This is a genomic window from Amycolatopsis australiensis, assembly GCF_900119165.1.
GTDB lineage: Bacteria > Actinomycetota > Actinomycetes > Mycobacteriales > Pseudonocardiaceae > Amycolatopsis > Amycolatopsis australiensis.
In genome coordinates this window covers 1,299,790-1,316,843 of sequence record NZ_FPJG01000006.1, presented here as the reverse complement: position 1 = coordinate 1,316,843, position 17,054 = coordinate 1,299,790, and the positions used below count along the sequence as shown (strand labels likewise).

Annotated in this window: 20 protein-coding genes; 5 read left to right on the top strand and 15 right to left on the bottom strand. The window is 71.3% G+C overall.

The features are described 5' to 3' along the window. Window positions 1–6: 6 nt before the first annotated feature. From BT341_RS07500 to BT341_RS07465, 8 genes are all read right to left on the bottom strand, one after another. Entirely contained in the window at window positions 7–789 is a 783-nt protein-coding gene (locus BT341_RS07500) for an ABC transporter substrate-binding protein (protein WP_072475585.1), read from the bottom strand. A gap of 7 nt (window positions 790–796) precedes the next feature. Next, complete coding sequence (locus tag BT341_RS07495; protein WP_072475584.1) at window positions 797–1,564, bottom strand: ABC transporter substrate-binding protein; 768 nt, start codon at window positions 1,562–1,564, stop codon at window positions 797–799. A 1-nt stretch (window position 1,565) separates the two neighbouring features. Continuing rightward, the gene (locus BT341_RS07490) at window positions 1,566–2,387 is read right to left on the bottom strand and encodes a substrate-binding periplasmic protein (RefSeq protein WP_072481829.1); all 822 of its coding nucleotides are present in this window, start codon (window positions 2,385–2,387) and stop codon (window positions 1,566–1,568) included. 114 nt (window positions 2,388–2,501) lie between these two features. After that, window positions 2,502–3,929: an adenylosuccinate lyase gene (purB, locus tag BT341_RS07485; RefSeq protein ID WP_072475583.1), complete on the bottom strand. Its 1,428-nt coding sequence runs from the start codon at window positions 3,927–3,929 to the stop codon at window positions 2,502–2,504. Window positions 3,930–3,951: 22 nt separating this feature from the next. Then, a complete protein-coding gene (locus BT341_RS07480) occupies window positions 3,952–5,238 on the bottom strand; it encodes an N-acetylmuramoyl-L-alanine amidase (protein ID WP_245804903.1) in 1,287 nt (428 codons plus the stop codon). Then, window positions 5,214–6,086: a DUF4380 domain-containing protein gene (locus tag BT341_RS07475; RefSeq protein ID WP_072475582.1), complete on the bottom strand. Its 873-nt coding sequence runs from the start codon at window positions 6,084–6,086 to the stop codon at window positions 5,214–5,216. Before BT341_RS07475 ends, BT341_RS07480 begins: the two co-directional genes overlap by 25 nt. Further along, the gene (gene dgoD, locus BT341_RS07470) at window positions 6,080–7,225 is read right to left on the bottom strand and encodes a galactonate dehydratase (RefSeq protein ID WP_072475581.1); all 1,146 of its coding nucleotides are present in this window, start codon (window positions 7,223–7,225) and stop codon (window positions 6,080–6,082) included. The genes BT341_RS07475 and dgoD overlap by 7 nt, the downstream gene beginning before the upstream one ends. 13 nt (window positions 7,226–7,238) lie before the next feature. Continuing rightward, on the bottom strand, window positions 7,239–7,922 hold the full coding sequence (locus BT341_RS07465; protein WP_072475580.1) for an SDR family NAD(P)-dependent oxidoreductase: 684 nt from the start codon (window positions 7,920–7,922) through the stop codon (window positions 7,239–7,241). 106 nt (window positions 7,923–8,028) lie between these two features. Here BT341_RS07465 and BT341_RS07460 point away from each other — a divergent pair, with 106 nt between their 5' ends. The 3 genes from BT341_RS07460 to BT341_RS07450 are packed head-to-tail and all read left to right on the top strand — an operon-like array spanning window position 8,029 to window position 10,381. Further along, a complete protein-coding gene (locus BT341_RS07460; RefSeq protein WP_072475579.1) occupies window positions 8,029–8,646 on the top strand; it encodes a bifunctional 4-hydroxy-2-oxoglutarate aldolase/2-dehydro-3-deoxy-phosphogluconate aldolase in 618 nt (205 codons plus the stop codon). Continuing rightward, entirely contained in the window at window positions 8,639–9,640 is a 1,002-nt protein-coding gene (locus tag BT341_RS07455; RefSeq protein ID WP_072475578.1) for a lactonase family protein, read from the top strand. Before BT341_RS07460 ends, BT341_RS07455 begins: the two co-directional genes overlap by 8 nt. Before the next feature lie 36 nt (window positions 9,641–9,676). Continuing rightward, on the top strand, window positions 9,677–10,381 hold the full coding sequence (locus BT341_RS07450; protein WP_072475577.1) for a FadR/GntR family transcriptional regulator: 705 nt from the start codon (window positions 9,677–9,679) through the stop codon (window positions 10,379–10,381). On the opposite strand, the gene BT341_RS07445 is transcribed toward BT341_RS07450, so the two are convergent. The 3 genes from BT341_RS07445 to BT341_RS07435 are packed head-to-tail and all read right to left on the bottom strand — an operon-like array spanning window position 10,376 to window position 12,219. Continuing rightward, window positions 10,376–10,972, bottom strand: coding sequence for a TetR/AcrR family transcriptional regulator (locus tag BT341_RS07445; protein WP_072475576.1), 597 nt, complete (start codon window positions 10,970–10,972; stop codon window positions 10,376–10,378). The genes BT341_RS07450 and BT341_RS07445 overlap by 6 nt on opposite strands. 34 nt (window positions 10,973–11,006) lie before the next feature. Next, a complete protein-coding gene (locus BT341_RS07440) occupies window positions 11,007–11,717 on the bottom strand; it encodes a hypothetical protein (protein WP_072475575.1) in 711 nt (236 codons plus the stop codon). Continuing rightward, a complete protein-coding gene (locus BT341_RS07435) occupies window positions 11,710–12,219 on the bottom strand; it encodes a SigE family RNA polymerase sigma factor (RefSeq protein WP_072475574.1) in 510 nt (169 codons plus the stop codon). Before BT341_RS07435 ends, BT341_RS07440 begins: the two co-directional genes overlap by 8 nt. Before the next feature lie 136 nt (window positions 12,220–12,355). Between BT341_RS07435 and BT341_RS07430 the strand changes: the two genes are divergently transcribed. Then, entirely contained in the window at window positions 12,356–13,378 is a 1,023-nt protein-coding gene (locus BT341_RS07430; RefSeq protein WP_072475573.1) for a threonine aldolase family protein, read from the top strand. A 17-nt stretch (window positions 13,379–13,395) separates the two neighbouring features. Then, window positions 13,396–13,974, top strand: a complete 579-nt coding sequence (locus tag BT341_RS07425; RefSeq protein ID WP_072481827.1) for an HAD family hydrolase — start codon at window positions 13,396–13,398, stop codon at window positions 13,972–13,974. Window positions 13,975–13,992: 18 nt separating this feature from the next. Here the strand turns inward: BT341_RS07425 and BT341_RS07420 are convergent, their stop codons facing one another. From BT341_RS07420 to BT341_RS07405, 4 genes are all read right to left on the bottom strand, one after another. Next, window positions 13,993–14,181, bottom strand: coding sequence for a hypothetical protein (locus tag BT341_RS07420; RefSeq protein ID WP_072475572.1), 189 nt, complete (start codon window positions 14,179–14,181; stop codon window positions 13,993–13,995). Between the two features lie 100 nt (window positions 14,182–14,281). Then, complete coding sequence (locus BT341_RS07415) at window positions 14,282–15,460, bottom strand: pyridoxal phosphate-dependent aminotransferase (protein ID WP_072475571.1); 1,179 nt, start codon at window positions 15,458–15,460, stop codon at window positions 14,282–14,284. Window positions 15,461–15,492: 32 nt separating this feature from the next. Further along, the gene (locus tag BT341_RS07410; RefSeq protein ID WP_245805303.1) at window positions 15,493–16,623 is read right to left on the bottom strand and encodes a transglycosylase SLT domain-containing protein; all 1,131 of its coding nucleotides are present in this window, start codon (window positions 16,621–16,623) and stop codon (window positions 15,493–15,495) included. A 26-nt stretch (window positions 16,624–16,649) separates the two neighbouring features. Further along, entirely contained in the window at window positions 16,650–16,961 is a 312-nt protein-coding gene (locus BT341_RS07405) for a hypothetical protein (protein WP_072475569.1), read from the bottom strand. Between the last annotated feature and the right edge of the window lie 93 nt (window positions 16,962–17,054).

Sequence of the window (17,054 nt, the reverse complement as noted above, 5' to 3'; positions counted from 1 at the left end):
GTGGACTTACTGCCCGGGCTTGAATTCCGCCGGGACGGGCGCGGTCGGTTCGAACTCGTCGTGCACCTTGACCCAGGTGCCGTCCGCGATGACCTTCTTCAACCCGTCGTTGATCTTGCCGATCAGGTCCGTGTTGCCCTTCTTGAAGGCGAACCCGTGCGGGATGGTCGTGGTGATCGCCTTGGTCACCTTGAGCTTCGCGTCCGGGTTGTTCTTCGCGTAGTCCTCCGCCGTGGCCTGGTCGAACACCGCGCCATCGACCGCGCCGGTCTTCAGCGCGCTGAGCGCGGCCGCGTCGTTCGGGAACCGGACCGCCTGCGCGGCCGGCGCGTTCGAGCCCAGCCACGTGTCGGAGACCGTGCCCTGGACCACGCCGATCCGCTTGCCCGCCAAGGAGTTCTCGTCGGTGATGCCCGCCGTCTCCTTCGCCTCGATGCCGAGGGCCTGGTAGTTGTACGGCGCGGAGAAGTCGACCGTCTTCTTGCGGGCGTCGGTCTGGGAGATCGCCGAGCTGCCGATGTCGAACGTGCCGTTCGCGACCTGGCCGAGCAGCGCCGAGAAGTCGGTCGCGACGAACTCGAGCTTGAGGTTCTCCTTCGCCGCGATGGCCTTCAGCAGCTCGTTGTCGAAGCCGGTGAAGGTGCCGTTCTCCTGGTAGGCGTTCGGCTTGGAGTCGCTGAGCGTGCCCACGCGCAGGGTCTTCGAACCGCTGTCCCCGCTGCCGCCACCGCACGCCGTCAGCGCCGCGAGCAGCGTCGCCGCGATCGCCGTGACCAGTGTCTTCTTCATGCTTCTCCTAACCATGGAACCCGGCCGGCACCGGAGCGGTCGGCAGGAACTGCTGGTGCAGCTTAAGCCAGGTCCCGTCGGCGATCACCTGCTTGAGCCCGTCGTTGATCTTGCCGAGCAGCTCGGTGTTGCCCTTCTTCACCGCGAAGCCGTGCGGCACGTCCGTGACGAAGCTCTTCACGACGACCAGCTTGGCGTCCGGGTTGTCGGTGACGTTCTTCTCGGCGATGCTCTGGTCGAGGATGTACGCGTCGACGGCGCCGGTCTTCAACGCGGTCAGCGCGGCGGCGTAGTCGGGGAAGCGCACGGCCTGCGCGGTGGGGACCGTGCTGGTCAGCCAGTGGTCGCCGACGGTCGCCTGGATGACGGCGACGCGCTTGCCCGCCAGGCCCTTCTCGTCGGTCACCGGCGTGCCCTGCTTGGCCTGGATGCTCATCGTCTCGAAGTCGTAGGCCGCGGAGAAGTCGACGGTCTTCTTGCGCTCGTCGGTCTGTGCGATCGCCGAGCTGGCGATGTCGTAGCGGCCCGACGCGACCTGCCCGAGCAGCGCGGAGAAGTCCGTCGCGGCGAACTCCAGCTTGAGGTTCTCCTTGGCCGCGATGGCCTTGAGCAGCTCGTTGTCGAAGCCGGTGTAGTTGCCGTCCTTGAGGTAGATGTTCGGCGGCGCGTCGCTCAGCGTCCCGACGCGCAGCGTCGAGGACGCGGTGTCCGAGCCGCTGCCGCACGCGGTCAGCGTGAGCGCGGCGGCCAGCACCATGACGATCAGCTTCTTCACGTCACACACCCACGTTCTTCACGGGCAGGCCGGGGCCGCCCTGCTGGAGTTCCTTGGACAACGGCGTGTTCTTGTAGAACTGCGCGTAGATGCGGGCGACCGTGCCGTCCGCGATGGCCTTGGCGAGGCCGTCGTTGAGCTTGTTCAGCAGGTCGGTGTTCTTCTTCGCGACCGCGAAGGCCGACGGCGTGTCCTTGTCCTCGACGGTGTACCCGAGCTCCAGCGGCACACCCGGGTTCTGGTCCAGGTACTTCTGCCCGATGTCCTGCGGGACGACCCAGCCGTCCAGGGTGCCGTTCTTCAGCTGCGCGAAGCCCGCGTTGTAGTCCGGGAAGCGGACGACCTGGGCGCCGGCGACCTTGCCGCCGGCGAACTCGTCCTGCACCGAGCCCTGGACCACGCCGAGCCGCTTGCCCGCCAGCGCGGCGACGTCCTTGAGGTTCGCGCCCTTCGCGGTCACGACCGTGGTGAAGCCGGTGTTGTAGCCGTTGGAGAAGGCGACGGTCTTCTTGCGCGCCTCGGTGCTGGAGATCGTCGAGCTGCCGATGTCGAACTTGCCGTTCGCGACGCCGGCCAGCAGCCCCGAGAACTCGGTGCCGACGAACTCGACCTCGAAGCCCTCGCGCTTGGCGATGTCGCGCAGCAGCTCGTTGTCATAGCCGGTGAACCGGCCGTTCTCCAGGTAGATCGACGGCGGCGCGTCACTGAGGGTCCCGACGCGCAGGGTGGCCGACCCCGCGCCGGAACCACCGCAGGCGGCCAGGGTCAGCGTCAGCGCGCCCGCGGTGAGGACGGCGGCGATCTTGGACAGCGTGGATCTCATCGCTTCTTCCATGGTGAGGACTGGCGCTTCGCAGCGCTCCGTGGTCAGCGATCGAGATTAGGGATTTCGCCCGTTCGAGTGGATTTGTTCCAGTGTGTGGACGGGTGCGTCAGCTCACAGGATCGGCTGCGGCGCGTAGCCCGCCGCCTCGGGGAACCGCTCGAGGACCCGCTCGACGCGCTCGGCCACCTGCGCGACCTGACGCCCGGCCGTCCCGGTGAACGAGATGCGGTCGGCGAGGAGTTTGTCCAGCTCACCGCGGTCGAGCGGGATGCGCTCGTCCGCGGCGAAGCGGTCGAGGAGGTCGTTCTCGGCCCGGCCTTCGCGCATCTCCAGCGCGACGGCGACGGCGTGCTCCTTGATCGCTTCGTGGGCCGTCTCACGTCCGACACCCGCGCGGACGGACGCCATGAGCACCTTCGTCGTGGTCAGGAACGGCAGATAGCGATCCAGCTCACGCTCGATCACCGCCGGGAAGGCCCCGAACTCCGAAAGCACCGTGAGGAACGTCTCCAGCAGGCCGTCGAGCGCGAAGAACGCGTCCGGCAGCGCGACGCGCCGGACGACCGAGTCGGACACGTCGCCTTCGTTCCACTGGTCACCGGCCAGCTCGCCGATCATCGAGAGGTAGCCGCGCAGCACGACGGCGAGGCCGTTCACCCGCTCGCACGAGCGGGTGTTCATCTTGTGCGGCATGGCCGAGGAGCCGACCTGGCCGGGCTTGAAGCCCTCGGTGACCAGCTCGTGGCCCGCCATCAGCCGGATCGTCTTGGCCAGGCTGGACGGCGCCGCCGCGAGCTGGACCACAGTGGACAGCACGTCGAAGTCGAGCGAGCGCGGGTACACCTGACCGACGCTGACGAACCGCCTGCCGAACCCGAGGTGCTGCATCACGCGGTCCTCGAGCTGGTCCAAAGTGGACTCGTCGCCGAGCAGGTCGAGCATGTCCTGCGCGGTGCCGACCGGGCCCTTGATGCCGCGCAGCGGGTAGCGCTCGATCAGGTTGTCGAGCCGTTCGAAGGCGACGAGCAGCTCGTCGGCCGCCGTGGCGAACCGCTTGCCGAGGGTGGTGGCCTGCGCGGCGACGTTGTGCGAACGCCCGGCCATGACGGTGTCCGTGTGCTCGACGGCGAGGGCGGCCAGCCGCGCCAGCACGGCGGCGACGCGGGTGCGCACCAGCTCCAGCGAGCGCAGCAGCTGCAGCTGCTCGACGTTCTCGGTGAGGTCGCGCGAGGTCATGCCCTTGTGGATGTGCTCCTGGCCGGCGAGGTCGCTGAACTCCTCGATGCGCGCCTTGACGTCGTGCCGGGTGACGCGCTCGCGAGCGGCGATCGACTCCAGGTCGACGTCCGCCAGCACCCGCTCGTAGTCCTCGACGACGCCGTCGGGCACCTCGACGCCGAGGTCCTTCTGTGCCTTGAGGACGGCGAGCCAGAGCTGCCGCTCCAGGACGACCTTGTGCTCCGGGGACCAGAGCGAGACCAGCTCCGCCGAGGCGTAGCGGGCGGCGAGCACGTTCGGAATGCGGGGCTTGTCCGTCACGCCCTCACGATACCTGCGCAGGTCAGCAGGGTCGCACGTCGGACGCCTTCACGTAGACGAGCCGGTGGTTGTAGGACAGCTGGAGGTACTTCGTGGCTCCGGTGACCAGCGTGTGGCCAGCCGGCGCGCCCGCCGGGTCGAACCGGGCGTAGTAGTTCTCCGCCTGGAACTCCCCGGTGACGACGTAGCTCTGGCCCGCGGGCAGCGTCCACGGGATGGCGCCGACCGTCCAGATCGGGTCGAACGGGATGGCCGCGGGGTACTCGGACTGCTCGGGGAAGGCACGCCCGTACAGCGGCACCGACGTGACGCCGTCCGGCGCGGTCACCCGGCGGCCGCCGGCCGGCAGCGTGACGCTGTGCCCGGGGTTGGAGAACCACGCCTTCTGCCCGCCGTACCAGATCGCCGTCCAGTCGCCCTGCTCGCCGGCGAGCGCGTACGTGCGGCCCGCGACGGCCTTGTCGCCCCAGTCGTCGAGCGCCGTCGTGCCGGGCGAGCCGTCCGGGTGCACGACCGGGTCGGTGATCAACGGCGAAGCCGCGTCCGGTGCCGTGTGGAGGTCGACGTAGTTCACGCCGGTCGCGGCGTGGTCGGGGTGGATCGTGACGGCCGGGCCGCCGTCCCGCCCGGTGGCCTCGACCGGCGCGCCGAGCAGGTCCATGTAGTGGTTCCAGTCCCAGTACGGGCCCGGATCCCAGTGCGCGGCACCGAAGTTCGCCGCGCGCTCGCGGGGAATGTCCTCGTGGCCGAGGATGTGCTGCCGGTCCAGCGGGATGTGGTACTTCGCCGCCAGGTACTTCACCAGTTCCGCGGAAGCGCGGTACATCCGCTCGGTGTACCAGGTCCGGCCCTCGGCCGCGATGCCTTCGTGCTCGATGCCGATCGAGTGCTCGTTCAGCGTCCAGTTGCCGGCGTGCCAGGCGACGTCCTTCGTCGGCACCATCTGCGTGACCTGGCCGTCGGAGGAGCGGATGACGTAGTGCGCGCTCGACCCGCTCGACGGCTTCTGGAAGGTGGCGATGGCCTGGTCGTACGGGCTCGCGCCGCTGCCGGGCGCGCTCTCGGTGTCGTGGATGACGATGTACCGGATCTGCTGGCCGTCGGACGGCCGGTTCGCGGGGTCGTAGTTGCCGTAGTTGTTGGGGTCGCCGTGGTCGGCGCTCGCCCAGTCGTAGGCGGCGGGCAGGAACCGGCAGCCGAGGTCCGGCGGGCACTCCGGGGCTTGCTGCGCGTGTGCGGTGGCGGGCACGGCGGCCGAGGCGACCAGCGCGAACACCGCGGCGGTCAGGGTCCTGACGGTGAAGGGCACACGTCATCTTCCCGGATCCCGGCAAGGACCACCAAGCGGGTGTCCTCGCCCGGCCCGAGAGTCGTGAGTGGACCGAGGATCTCCAGCTCGACGATCCGCGCGGGCGGGTCAAGGTCACCGAGTTCCGCGAGCGGTGCGGGCAGCGGGTGCTCCAGCCAGATCTCCAGCGGCGACCCCGCGTCCGGGTACTCGCCGGCCGGGTCGACGCCGAACGACAGCGTCAGCGGGCCGTACCGCACCCAGCCCGCCGTGCCGGGGACACCGAGCTTGCCGACGACGTCCTGGGGCGGCACGACCAACCGGTCACCGTCCACTGTGTACTCCGGGGTGCCGGTCCCGGCCACCAGCGCGACGACGTCCGGGCGGCGCAGACCCGCCGTCACCGGCCCGCCGCCGGGCAGCTGGGTGACGTTCCACAGCGCCCAGCGGACCGGACGGCCGGTCGTGTTCTCCGCCCGCAGCCGCAGCTCGTAGCCGTCGTCGAGGATCGTCACCGCGCGCGTGAACCGCAGGCCGGTCCGCGGGTCGGGTGCGCTGGTCATGGTCACCGTGTCGCCGTCGGCCACGGCGGTGTACGGGCCGGAATCGAGCACCGGGTCGGGCGGGCCGGGCCACTGGTGCGGGCCGGCCCAGCCCTGGGGCGCCGGCCACGTCTTGTCGCCGCCGTAGTTGACCCAGTCGCCCATCCGGCCGGAGTTCGGCGCGTAGTCGCCGCGCAGGTCGTCGCCGAGCAGCGCCGGGTTGCGCCACAGCAGCTCGACGCCGCGGTGGCACACCGACAGCAGCCTGCCGCCCAGCTCCGGGACCAAGCCGAGCCGCAGGTCGCCGCGCTCGAGCCAGATCACCATTCCGCGAAGCCGCCGTCTTCGTGGCGCCACACCGGCGACCGCCAGGTGTGGCCGGTCTCGTCGGCGCGCCGGACGGCTTCTTCGTCGACCTCGATGCCGAGGCCGGGCTTGACCGGGCGGCCCGCGTAACCGTCCCGGAAGGCGAAGATCGACGGGTCGGTGAGGTACTGGTGCTCGCGGCCTTCGTGGTAGTGCATGCCGGCGCTCTGCTCCTGGATCAGGAAGTTCGGCGTCGCGAACGCCACCTGCAGCGAAGCGGCCAGCGAGATGGGCCCGAGCGGGCAGTGCGGGGCCAAGGAAGCGCCGTAGATCTCGGCCAGCGCGCCGATCCGCCGCAGCTCGGAGATGCCGCCGGCGTGCGACGGGTCCGGCTGGACCACCGCGACCCCGGCGTCGAGCACCGGCTTGAACTCCCAGCGCGAGTACAGCCGCTCGCCGGTCGCGATCGGCACGGTGGACGCCTCGACGACCGAGCGCAGCGCGTCGCCCTGGGTCTCCGGCAGCACGGGTTCCTCCACGAACATCGGCTGGACGTCTTCGAGGAGCTTGACCAGCCGCCGGGCCATCGCGGGCGAGACCCGGCCGTGGAAGTCGATGGCCAGGTCGCGGCGCGGGCCGAGCGCTTCCCGCGCCTCCCACGCGCGCGCCACCGCCGCGTCGGCCTCCGCCGGTGACGCGATCGCCGTCAGCGGGCCGGCGACGTTCATCTTCACCGCCGTGAACCCCGCTTCGACCTGCGCGGACACCGCCTCGCGGATGCCGGACGGGCGGTCGCCGCCGACCCAGCTGTAGACCCGGACGCGGTCGCGGACCGGGCCGCCGAGCAGCTCGTGCACCGGGGCGTCGCGGGCCCTGCCCGCGATGTCCCAGAGCGCGTGGTCGAACCCGGCGAGCGCGCTGGAGAGCACCGGGCCGCCGCGGTAGAACCCGCCGCGGCGCAGGACCTGCCAGTGGTCCTCGATGCGCAGCGGGTCCTGCCCGATCAGCAGCTCGGACAGCTCGTGCACGGCCGCGCGCACGGTCTCCGCGCGGCCCTCGACGACGGGTTCGCCCCAGCCGCTGAGGCCTTCGTCGGTGCTGATCTTGAGGAACAGCCAGCGCGGCGCGACCAGGAACGTTTCGACCGCGGTGATCTTCACCGGTGTCCCCCCTCTACGCGGAATCCTTGGCGGCGGACCAGCCGCCGTCGACGGTCAGCTCGGCCCCGGTGACGAACGACGCGGCGTCCGAGAGCAGGAACGCGATGACGTTCGCGACCTCGTCCGGTTCGCCGAGGCGACCCGCGGGCGTGGCCCGCGCGGTGCGTTCGCGGTCTTCCGGCGAGATGCGCTGCCAGGCTTCGGTGAGCACCGGCCCGGGCAGGACCGAGTTGACCCGCACCTCGGGTGCGTATTCGACGGCCAGCTGCCGGGCCAGCGCGACGAGCGCGCCCTTGCTCGCGGCGTACGCGGGGTGACCCGGCAGCCCGAAGTGCGCGTGCACCGACGAGACCAGCACGACCGCGCCGCGTCGCGCCCGCAGCGACGGCAGGCAGGCCCGCACGGCCAGGTACGCGCCGGTCAGGTTGACGTCGAGCTGCCGCTGCCATTCGGCGCGGCCGATCGCGTGCAGCGGGCCGGTGCTGGGCACGTAGGCGTTGCTGACCAGGGCGTCCACCTCGCCGATGTCCGTCCAGGTCGCCTCGTCGGCCACCGAGCCGCGGATCGGGACGACACCCTCGGGCAGCTCGGCGATGTCCACGCCGAGCACGCGGTAGCCGTCTTCGAGGAGCTTCCGGGCGGTCGCCTTCCCGATCCCGGACGCCGCTCCGGTCACCACCGCCGTACGCGTCGACATCGCCGACCCCTTTCCGAGACGACCACCGCGTGCAGCATGCCGGGCAGTGTCCGCGGCGGTCAAGAATAAATCCTAAAATATGTTTTCCGCCGGTATGCTGCGGCCCATGAGCTATCGCTGGGAGATCACCGCGGCCGCGCTGCGCCAGGGCGTGATCGGGATCGTGCGCACGCGGAACGCCGAGTCCGCGGTCGAGGCGGCTCGCGCGGCACTCGACGGCGGACTGCGCTCGGTCGAACTGCCGCTGACCAACCCGGGCGCGCTGGACGCGATCTCGGGACTCGTGGCGGCCTACCCGGACGCCACGATCGGTGCCGGCACCGTGCTCGACGAGGCCTCGGCGGTGCTGGCCATCCGCGCCGGCGCGCGGTTCCTCGTGTCGCCGTCGGTGGACGCGGCCGTGATCCGCACCGCGCACCGGTACGGCGTGGCGGCCTTCCCGGGCGCGGGCTCGGTGACGGAAATCGTGCGGGCGCTGGCGGAAGGCGCCGACGCGGTGAAGGTGTTCCCGGCTTCGGCGTTGCGGCCGTCGTGGGTCGCGGACGTGCGGGCGGCCCTGCCGCAGGCGCCACTGGTGCCCACCGGCGGCATCGGCGTCGACGACGTGCCAGAGTGGCTGGCGGCGGGCGCGGTGGCGTGCGGGGTCGGGTCGGCGCTGACGCGCGGCACCCCCGCGGAGATCGCCGCCCGGGTCGAGACGCTGGTGAGGAGCGCGCATGGCTGAACTGGTCTTCGTCGGGTGCTACACCGGCGACGCGGGGAACGGCACGGGGATCACGACGTTCTCCCGGTCCGCCTCCGGTTCGCTGACGGAAGTGGCTTCGCTGCCGCTGGAATCACCGTCGTGGCTGGTGCGACACCCTTCGTTGCCGGTGCTGTACGCGGCGAACGAGCTTTCGACCGGCCGCGTCACCGCGTTGTCGATATCTCCTTCCGGCGCCTTGTCGATCCTGGGCACGGCCGAGACGGGCGGGGCGCACCCGTGCCACCTCGCGGTGACCCCGGACGGCCGGTTCCTGCTGTGCGCCAACTACACCGGCGGCAGCCTGGCCGTGTTCTCGCTGTCCCCGGACGGGGAACTGCTCGCGCGGACAGCACTGGTCCAGCACAGCGGCAGCGGCCCGGTGTCCGACCGCCAGGAGGCGGCGCACGTCCACATGGCGGTGCCCGGCGACGCCATGGTGAGCGCCGTGGACCTGGGCACCGACGAGATCCGCAGCTACACGCTGACCCCGTCGGGCGGCCTGGAGCCGCTGGCGGTGTCGCCGCTTCCGCCGGGCACGGGACCGCGCCAGCTGGTCCGGCGGCCGGGGACCGACCTCGCGTACGTCGTCGGCGAGCTGGCCGGGACGCTGCTGACGCTCCGGGAAACCTCGCCGGGCGCGTTCTCGGTGGTGACCTCGACGGCGTCGACCTTCGCCGAGCCGTCCGGCCCGAACCTGGTGGCCCACCTGGAGCTGACCGGCTCGCGGCTGTACGTGTCGAACCGCGGCCCGGACTGCGTGACCGAGTTCGCGCTCGACGAGGCGGCCGCGGTGGCGGACCAGCCGTGCGGCGCCGGCCCGCGCCACTTCGCGCTGGTCGACGGGACCTGTTACGTCGCGGCCCAGCTGGAGGACGCGATCACGGCGTTCACGCTGACGGCGTCGGGAGACGCGGAACTGCGGTACTACCCGACCGGCTCGCCGACCTTCGTGCTGCCGGTCTCCCTGCCCTGATTCCGTGCCACCGCTGCCAACCGAGAGGGCCCTCCCTTGACCGAACACCGGCCACGCGGGCTGCACGGCCAGACCGTGGAGGCACTGGCCAGCCGCATCCTCTCCGGCGAATGGGGCGAGGGCACGGTCCTCGACCTGCCCGCGTTGCGCGAGGAGCTCGACATCAGCCTCACGGCGCTGCGCGAAGCGCTGAAAGTGCTGGCTGCCAAGGGAATGATCGACGCACGGCAGAAGCATGGCACGTTCGTCCAGCCGCGCGAGAGGTGGAACCTGCTCGACGCCGACGTCATGCGCTGGCAGACGGCCGCGGCCGACAACCCGCGCCTGCTCGACGAGCTCACCGAGGTCCGCGCGGTCGTGGAGCCGGCGGCGGCGCGGATCGCGGCCGGGCGCGCGACGGACGAGGACGTCGAGGGGCTGCGGGCGGCGCTGGCCGACATGGCCGCGGCCGGCGACGACGCCGAAGCCAGCGTCCAGGCCGACCTGGCGTTCCACCGGCGGCTGATGGCCGCCACGCACAACAACTTCCTGATGCGGGTGGAACGGGTCATCGCGATCGGGCTGGCCGAGCGGGACAAGCTGGTGCACGGGGCCGCGCCGGCGGCGGACCCGGTGCCGAGTCACCGGAAGGTCGTCGACGCGATCGTGGCCGGCGACCCGGTGGCCGCGGAGGAGGCGATGCTCACGCTGGTCACCAAGGCAGGCGAAGACCTCGCGAAGGCCCGCCGCACGCGGTCATGAACCGTCGAGGGCGGCCTGCAGCATCCGGGCCGCCGCTGCGCGCGGGGCCGGGTCGATCGCGATCAGGGCGTTGACGACCGCGCCGTCGACCAGCGCCACCAGCCGTTCCAGCTCGGCGTCGGTCACCGGGGTGCCCGAGCGCGCGAAGATCTCCGTCAGCAGCTCGTTGAGCTGGGCCGACAGCGTCCGCATCAGCGGCCGCAGGTACGGGCGGCGCCCGGTCGCGACCAGCCGCTCGTACCGCAGGAGGACCGCCTCCGCGTCCGCCTCCGGGTCACCGCTCTCCGGCCCCAGCAGCATCTCCAGCACCAGGTCGACGGTCGCCTGGACGCCGCGGTTGCGCGTCGCCAGCTCCTCCAGCCGGCGCCGGCCGGTCGCCAGCTCCGCGTTCGAGTGGTGCTCGACGGCCGCGGTGACCAGCTCTTCCAGCGAGTCGAAGTAGTACGTGGTCGAGGCGAGCGGGAGCCCGGCGCGCTCGGCGACCGCCCGGTGCCGGACGGCGTCGAACCCGCCCTCGACGAGCAGGCTCGCGGCGGCCTCGACGAGCGCGGCGCGCCGTCGCTCCCCCTTCGGGGTGGTCGCGGCGGTCATGACGGGTCATTCTGCCAACCGGGCGGACCCGGGCTCAGAAGCGGGGCGCGAGATGGTGCGCGAAGCTGTCCAGCTGACTCGCGTACGGCGCGGCCGCTCCGGCGGCAGGCACGCTGACCAGCACCATGGCCCCGCCGGACGCGGTGGCCGCCTGTGCCGTGACCGTGCCGGCCGGCTGGGACTTGAAGACCACCGGGGTGCCCTTCGGGTACACCGCCGCCGACACCTCGCCGCCCGCGACCGGGAACCCGGCGGACCGCGCCGCCGTCGAACAGGCGCCGCCCGGGACAGCCTGGGAAACGGCGACGTGGGCGGGGAGCTCGCCAGCGAGGGCGATGGCGAGCTCCCCGTCCACCTGTTCGCACCCGGAGGCGCCTTCGGCCAGAGGGCCGGTCTTCCCGCCCTGGTCACCCCCCTGCCGGGGTGGTTCGGACGAGAAGTTCGGTGACTCCCCACCGATCTCAGGACGTGCCGGGCCGATCCCGGGTTGCCCGGAGCCCGGCGCGGATTGCGCGGTGTTGTCCTTCGCCGCGGTCAACGACTCGGGGGTACCCCCGGACAGCAGCCCGTATGCGCCGAATCCGACGACGACCAGCGCGGCGGCGCTGACCCCGGTCGTGATCCGGTGCCGGCGCCGCACGGTCTGCCGGCGCGACTCGCGGACGACGTCGTTCTGCGTGAACGTCGGCGCGGGCGGCTCGCCCGGCGCGGTGGAGAACAACGAGCGCAGCTCCTGCTCATCCATTGGTCTCCACCTCCCGTTCCAGCACCTGCTTGAGGTTCGCCAGCCCGCGTGCGGTCTGGCTCTTGACGTTGCCTTCGCTGCAGCCCAGCGCCTGCGCCGCGCTGGTCACGTCGAGCCCTTCGAAGAACCGCATGACCAGCACCGCCCGCTGCTTGGGCGGCACCTCCTTCAGCGCCGCGAGCAGGTCTTCCCGCGTCGCGACGAGCTCGTCGAGGCCCGGCGTGTCGTCGGACGGCTCCGGCAGCGTCTCGGTCTGCCATTCGCGCCGCCACGGACGCCGTGACTCGTCGATCGACGCCCGGACGAGCGTCTTGCGGACGTACGCGTCGGTCGCCGCGCGATCCCTGATCTTCTTCCACCTCCGGTGCAGTGCGACGAACGCCGTCTGCGCGAGGTCGTCCGCCCGGTGCCAGTCGCCGCAGAGCATGTACGCGGTCCGGCGCACGGCGTCCCGCCTGGCGGCGAAGTACTCCGCGAACTCCTGCTCGTCGCGCTGGTCCACGCGCAGTCGTGCTCCGCTCTGTTGTCGTTCGGCCGGTAGGACGGAATCAGGGGCGTCCACGGTTGCACGGACGGCCCGGGTTCGACCACTCAAGGGCTGATTGATCCCCGGGAGGTGGGTGTGATGTGATCACTCCGTGACCTTCACGCTGCCACCGCTGGACTTCCGCTCCGACACTGTCACCCGTCCGGACGACGTGATGCGCGCGGCGATCGCGTCCGCCGAAGTCGGCGACAACGTCCTCGAGCACGACCCGACGGTGGCGGCGCTGGAGGAACGGGCCGCGCACGTCCTGGGCATGCCGGCCGCGCTGTGGGTGCCGAGCGGCACCATGGCGAACCTGATCGCGCTGAGCCTGCACCTGCAGCGCGGCGACCGGTTCCTCGCCACGCGGGGCGCCCACGTGCTGGCCAACGAGCTGGGCTCGGCCGCGTGGCTGGCCGGCGGGATGCCGGACATCCTGGAGCACGACGGCGGCCCGGGCCGCCCATCGCCTGACGCCCTCGCGGCCGCGATCGGACAACCCGGACCGTACTTCACGTTACGGACATCCCTGCTCTGTCTCGAGAACACGCACAACGCGGCCGGTGGCGCGGTGACGCCGCCCGACGAGCACGCCCAGCTGCTGTCCGTCGCGAAAGAAGCCGGGCTGACCGTGCACCTCGACGGCGCCCGGCTCTGGCAGGCCGCCGTCGCGCTGGAGGTGCCGCCCGCCGCGCTGACCGTCGGCGTCGACTCCGTGTCGGCCTGCTTCAGCAAGGGCCTCGGCGCGCCGGTCGGCTCGGTCGTCGCGGGCAGCGCCGCGTTCGTCGAGCGGGCGCGGCGGATGCGGCAGATGCTCGGCGGCGGCGTCCGGCAGGGCGGCGTCCTGGCCGCGGCGTGCCTGGTCGCACTGGACCGCATCCCCGAGCTGGCCGAGTCGCACGAGAACGCGCGCCGGCTGGCCGAGGGCCTGCGCGAGCACGGGTGGCCGACGAACGAGCCCGACACGAACATCGTGCTCGCCGAGGTCCCCGACATCCCGACCGCGCTGGCCTGGCTCGACTCGCTCGGGATCCGGGCGGTGCCGATGGCGGGCCGGGTCCGGTTCGTCACCCACCGGGACCTGAGCGCGGCCGACGTCGAAGAAGCCTTGCGCCGGATCAAGACCGGCGCGTGATGAGCACTGGGGGCACCGTGAACTGGATCGTGTTCGACTACGGCGACGTGCTGAGCAAGCCGAGCCTCGCCCGCCCTGACCTGGCCGCGCGGATGGGTGCGCCGCTGCCGGAGTTCGAGAAGGCCTATTGGGACTACCGGATCCCGTACGACGCCGGCAGCACTCCGCTCGAATACTGGCAGGCGGTCGGTGACGCCGTGGGCGTGTCCGTCGACGAGGCGATGTCGGCCGAGCTGACCCGCATCGACGTCGAAGGCTGGGGACACCTGGAACCGTCTTCGCGTGACCTGCTCGAAGCGCTCGCGGAGGCGGGCGCGAACCTGGCGCTGCTGTCGAACGCGCCGGTGGTGTTCGGCGAGTGGGTTCGCGCGCAGGACTGGTCGCGGCTGTTCCGCGTGACGTTGTTTTCCGGCGACGTCCGGTGCGTCAAGCCGGACGCGAAGATCTTCCGGTTGCTGCTGGAACAGCTGGACGCCGAGCCGGCCGACTGCCTGTTCTTCGACGACCGTCCGTCCAATGTGGATGGTGCACGGGCGGTGGGCCTCAAGGCCCAGGTGTGGAACGGCGCCGACGCGGCGCGGGCGTGGCTCGAGTGAGCCACGCCCGTCACGAAGTCAGTAGCGGTTGATGCGCTTGTAGTCCTTCTTCCCGCTGATGGCGCGGTAGCCGGCCGCGCCGAGGAAGGCGATGCCGCCGATGATGGCGATCCACAGGACGGCCTTGAACACGAAGCCGATCACGGCACCCAGCACCATGAACGCCACCCAGGCGACGATCAGGCCGCCGACGATCTTCCAGAACATGGCTCCTCCGATTGCTCCCGTGGCCCCACCGGCCCGGTGACTCCAATGTGCCATCTCCGGCGGTGAAACTCCCCTCGTCGAGCCAACGTTCAGGGATGAATCAGGGTTCCCCCTGGCCGAGCCAGGCGCCCAGCCGCCGGACGCCTTCGTCGATGTCCTCGGCGCTGCCGGCGAACGAAAACCGCACGTACTTGCCGCCATCGACCGGGTCGAAGTCGACCCCGGGCGTGATCGCGAGGCCGGTGTCGGCGAGCAGGCGCTGGCACCAGCTCAGGCTGTCCTCGGTGTACTCGCTGACGTCGGCGTACGCGTAGAAGGCGCCGTCGGCGGGGGCGAGCTTGCCGAGGCCGATGCGCTTGAGACCGGCGAAGAGGCGGTCACGGTTGGCGCGGTACCGCTCGACGTGCGCGTCGGCCTCGGCGTATGCCTCCGGCGTGAAGGCGGCGAGCGCGGCGTACTGCGAAACCGCGGGCGGACAGATGGTGAAGTTGCCGGTCAGGACGTCGACCGCGCGGTGGAGGCGCTGCGGCACGAGCATCCAGCCGAGCCGCCAGCCGGTCATCGCGAAGTACTTCGAGAAGCTGCCCAGCACGAGTGGCTCGCGGCCGAACTGCCACGCGCAGTCGAGCTCGGCGCCGTAGGAGATGCCGTGGTAGATCTCGTCGCTGATCAGCTGCACGCCGTGCGACGAGCACCAGCCGGTGATCGCGGCGAGCTCCCCCGGCGGCAGCACGGTGCCGGTGGGGTTGCTGGGGCTGGCGACGATCAGCCCGTCGATCGGGCCCAGCCGGTCGAGCAGCTCGACGGTGGGCTGGAAGTTCGTCTCGGCGGTCGTGGCGAACTCGACGACCTCGCAGCCGAGAACGGACAGCAGGTTCCGGTAGGCCGGGTAGCCGGGCCGGGCCATGGCGACCTTCGCGCCGGGATCGAAGGCGCTGAGGAACGACAGCAGGAAGCCGCCGGAGGACCCGGTGGTCAGCACGACGTCCTGCGCGTTCACGTCCAGACCGTATTTCCGCTGGTAGTGCCCGGCGACGGCGGCCCGCAGCTCGGGGATGCCGAGCTGCTCGGTGTAACCGAGGGTGGAGTCCCGCAGCGCCTGTTCAGCCGCTTCGAGGACAGGCTTCGGCGCGGGCGCGGACGGCTGCCCGGCGGCGAGCGACACGAGGTCGCCGTGGCTGCGCTGCCGCGCGCCGGCCGCGGAGAGGACGTCCATGACGTGGAAGGGCGGGACGCCGGCACGCAGCGCCGGCCCGGCGAAGGCTCCGAGGTCGACCATGCGGCCAGGCTAGTGCCTGGCCGCGCGGCCGCTCAGTAACCGCGGTAGGCGCCGCCGTGGGCCATGGCCTTGATGCCCGGCACGTTGTCGAGGCTGCCGTACCGGTCGAAGGAGTACCGCACCCCGGCGATGATGTTGTCGACCGGGTTGTAGATGTTGTCGTGCCCGGGCAGCTTGTGGGCGTTGAACGTCGAGTCGATGCACTGCATGAGCCCCTTGGAGGGGTGCCCGGCGGCCGCGTTGGAGTCCCAGTTGTTGATGGCGTTGGGGTTCCCGCCGGACTCGTGCTGGATGATCGCCCAGATCTTGGGGATGTCGGCATCGGTGACGGGCACCCCGGCGGCCTGGAGCGCCTTGAGGGCCTCCTGGATCCACTGCTGCACGTTCCCCGGCGGCGGCGAGGACGGCGGGCCGCCGCTCGGGCCGAGGCCGCCGCCGCCTCCACCACCACCACCGCCACCTCCGCCGCCGTGGTAGCCGGAGGAGCCGTTGCTGTGGATGCCGCCCGTGCTCTTCGGCGCGGACGCGGAGCTGCTCGGCAGCGGGACCTGGTCGTAGCCGCCCTCGATCTGCTGGGACATCAGCTGCTGCGACGCCTTGATCGCGGTGTCGGCCTGGGTCTGCAGGCCGGTCACGTCCCCGTCGAAGCCGGCGGTGATCGTGTGGATGTCCGCCTTCGCCTTCGCCAGGATCTCCGCGGCGGTCGGGCTGGGCGCGGGCTTGCTCGAGTCCTTTTCGTGCTCGGCGGCCGCCCGGTTCGCCGCGTCCATGTCGTTCTGGGCCTGCTCGTTGCGGGCGTTGACCGCCTTCTCCGCGGCCAGCTGCTTGTCGCCGACGTTCTTCTTGATCTGGTCGAGGGTCGACGCGAGGTTGTCGAGGTCCTTGGCGACGTCCTCGAGGTGGGTCTGCACCTTCGTGCCGGCGTCCCGCACCTGGCGGACGTAGGTGAAGAACTGGTCGGCGGCCGGACCGGCCCAGACACCGCCGTTGAGCGCGTCGGTCGAATTCTTCAGCGCGGCATTGTGGTCGCCGGCGTTCTTGCCCGCCTCGCGGAACTGCGCCGCCGCCGCCGAAATCTTGGTCAGGTCGACTTTCTCGACCTGCTCGACCTTCTGCATGAAGTCGTGCCAATTGTCCGGTTCCCCGGCACCCTTCGAAGTCAAAGCCACTGTCGTGCCCCCTGCTCAGTTCACTTGTCGACGTGGAGGGTGAGGTCGCTCGCGCCGACCTGGTCGGTCTCGGTCACCAGCCCCGCGGCCTTGCGCATGGCGAACCCCAGCGCCTCCATGTGCTTGCCCGCGGCGTCGAACTGGCTGTGCACGCCGTCCTTGAACTTCCCGACCGCGCTGTGGGCGTCGCCCGTCGCGTCCATCCCGCCGAAGGGGCTTTCCTTCTCGTGGTCCAGCCCGGTGACCTTCTGCTTGGACTTTTCGAACTCGTCCTTGAGCTTCTCCACCTGGCCGGCCGCGATGGCCATCGAGTCCGGGTCGTAGACAGGCACGGTTCGTCATCCCCTTCGGAAAACTTGTGTCCGCCCGGTCAGACGTCGCGATGACCAGGACGGTTCCCGCGCTTACTTTATGACTTCACCGAG

Coding starts and splice junctions, on each gene's coding strand:
- BT341_RS07460 (WP_072475579.1), top strand. CDS start 8,029: ATGAGCTATCGCTGGGAGATCACCGCGGCCGCGCTGCGCCAGGGCGTG.
- BT341_RS07475 (WP_072475582.1), bottom strand. CDS start 6,086: ATGGTGATCTGGCTCGAGCGCGGCGACCTGCGGCTCGGCTTGGTCCCG.
- BT341_RS07440 (WP_072475575.1), bottom strand. CDS start 11,717: ATGGATGAGCAGGAGCTGCGCTCGTTGTTCTCCACCGCGCCGGGCGAG.
- BT341_RS07490 (WP_072481829.1), bottom strand. CDS start 2,387: ATGAGATCCACGCTGTCCAAGATCGCCGCCGTCCTCACCGCGGGCGCG.
- BT341_RS07500 (WP_072475585.1), bottom strand. CDS start 789: ATGAAGAAGACACTGGTCACGGCGATCGCGGCGACGCTGCTCGCGGCG.
- BT341_RS07420 (WP_072475572.1), bottom strand. CDS start 14,181: ATGTTCTGGAAGATCGTCGGCGGCCTGATCGTCGCCTGGGTGGCGTTC.
- BT341_RS07465 (WP_072475580.1), bottom strand. CDS start 7,922: ATGTCGACGCGTACGGCGGTGGTGACCGGAGCGGCGTCCGGGATCGGG.
- BT341_RS07415 (WP_072475571.1), bottom strand. CDS start 15,460: ATGGTCGACCTCGGAGCCTTCGCCGGGCCGGCGCTGCGTGCCGGCGTC.
- BT341_RS07445 (WP_072475576.1), bottom strand. CDS start 10,972: ATGACCGCCGCGACCACCCCGAAGGGGGAGCGACGGCGCGCCGCGCTC.
- BT341_RS07455 (WP_072475578.1), top strand. CDS start 8,639: ATGGCTGAACTGGTCTTCGTCGGGTGCTACACCGGCGACGCGGGGAAC.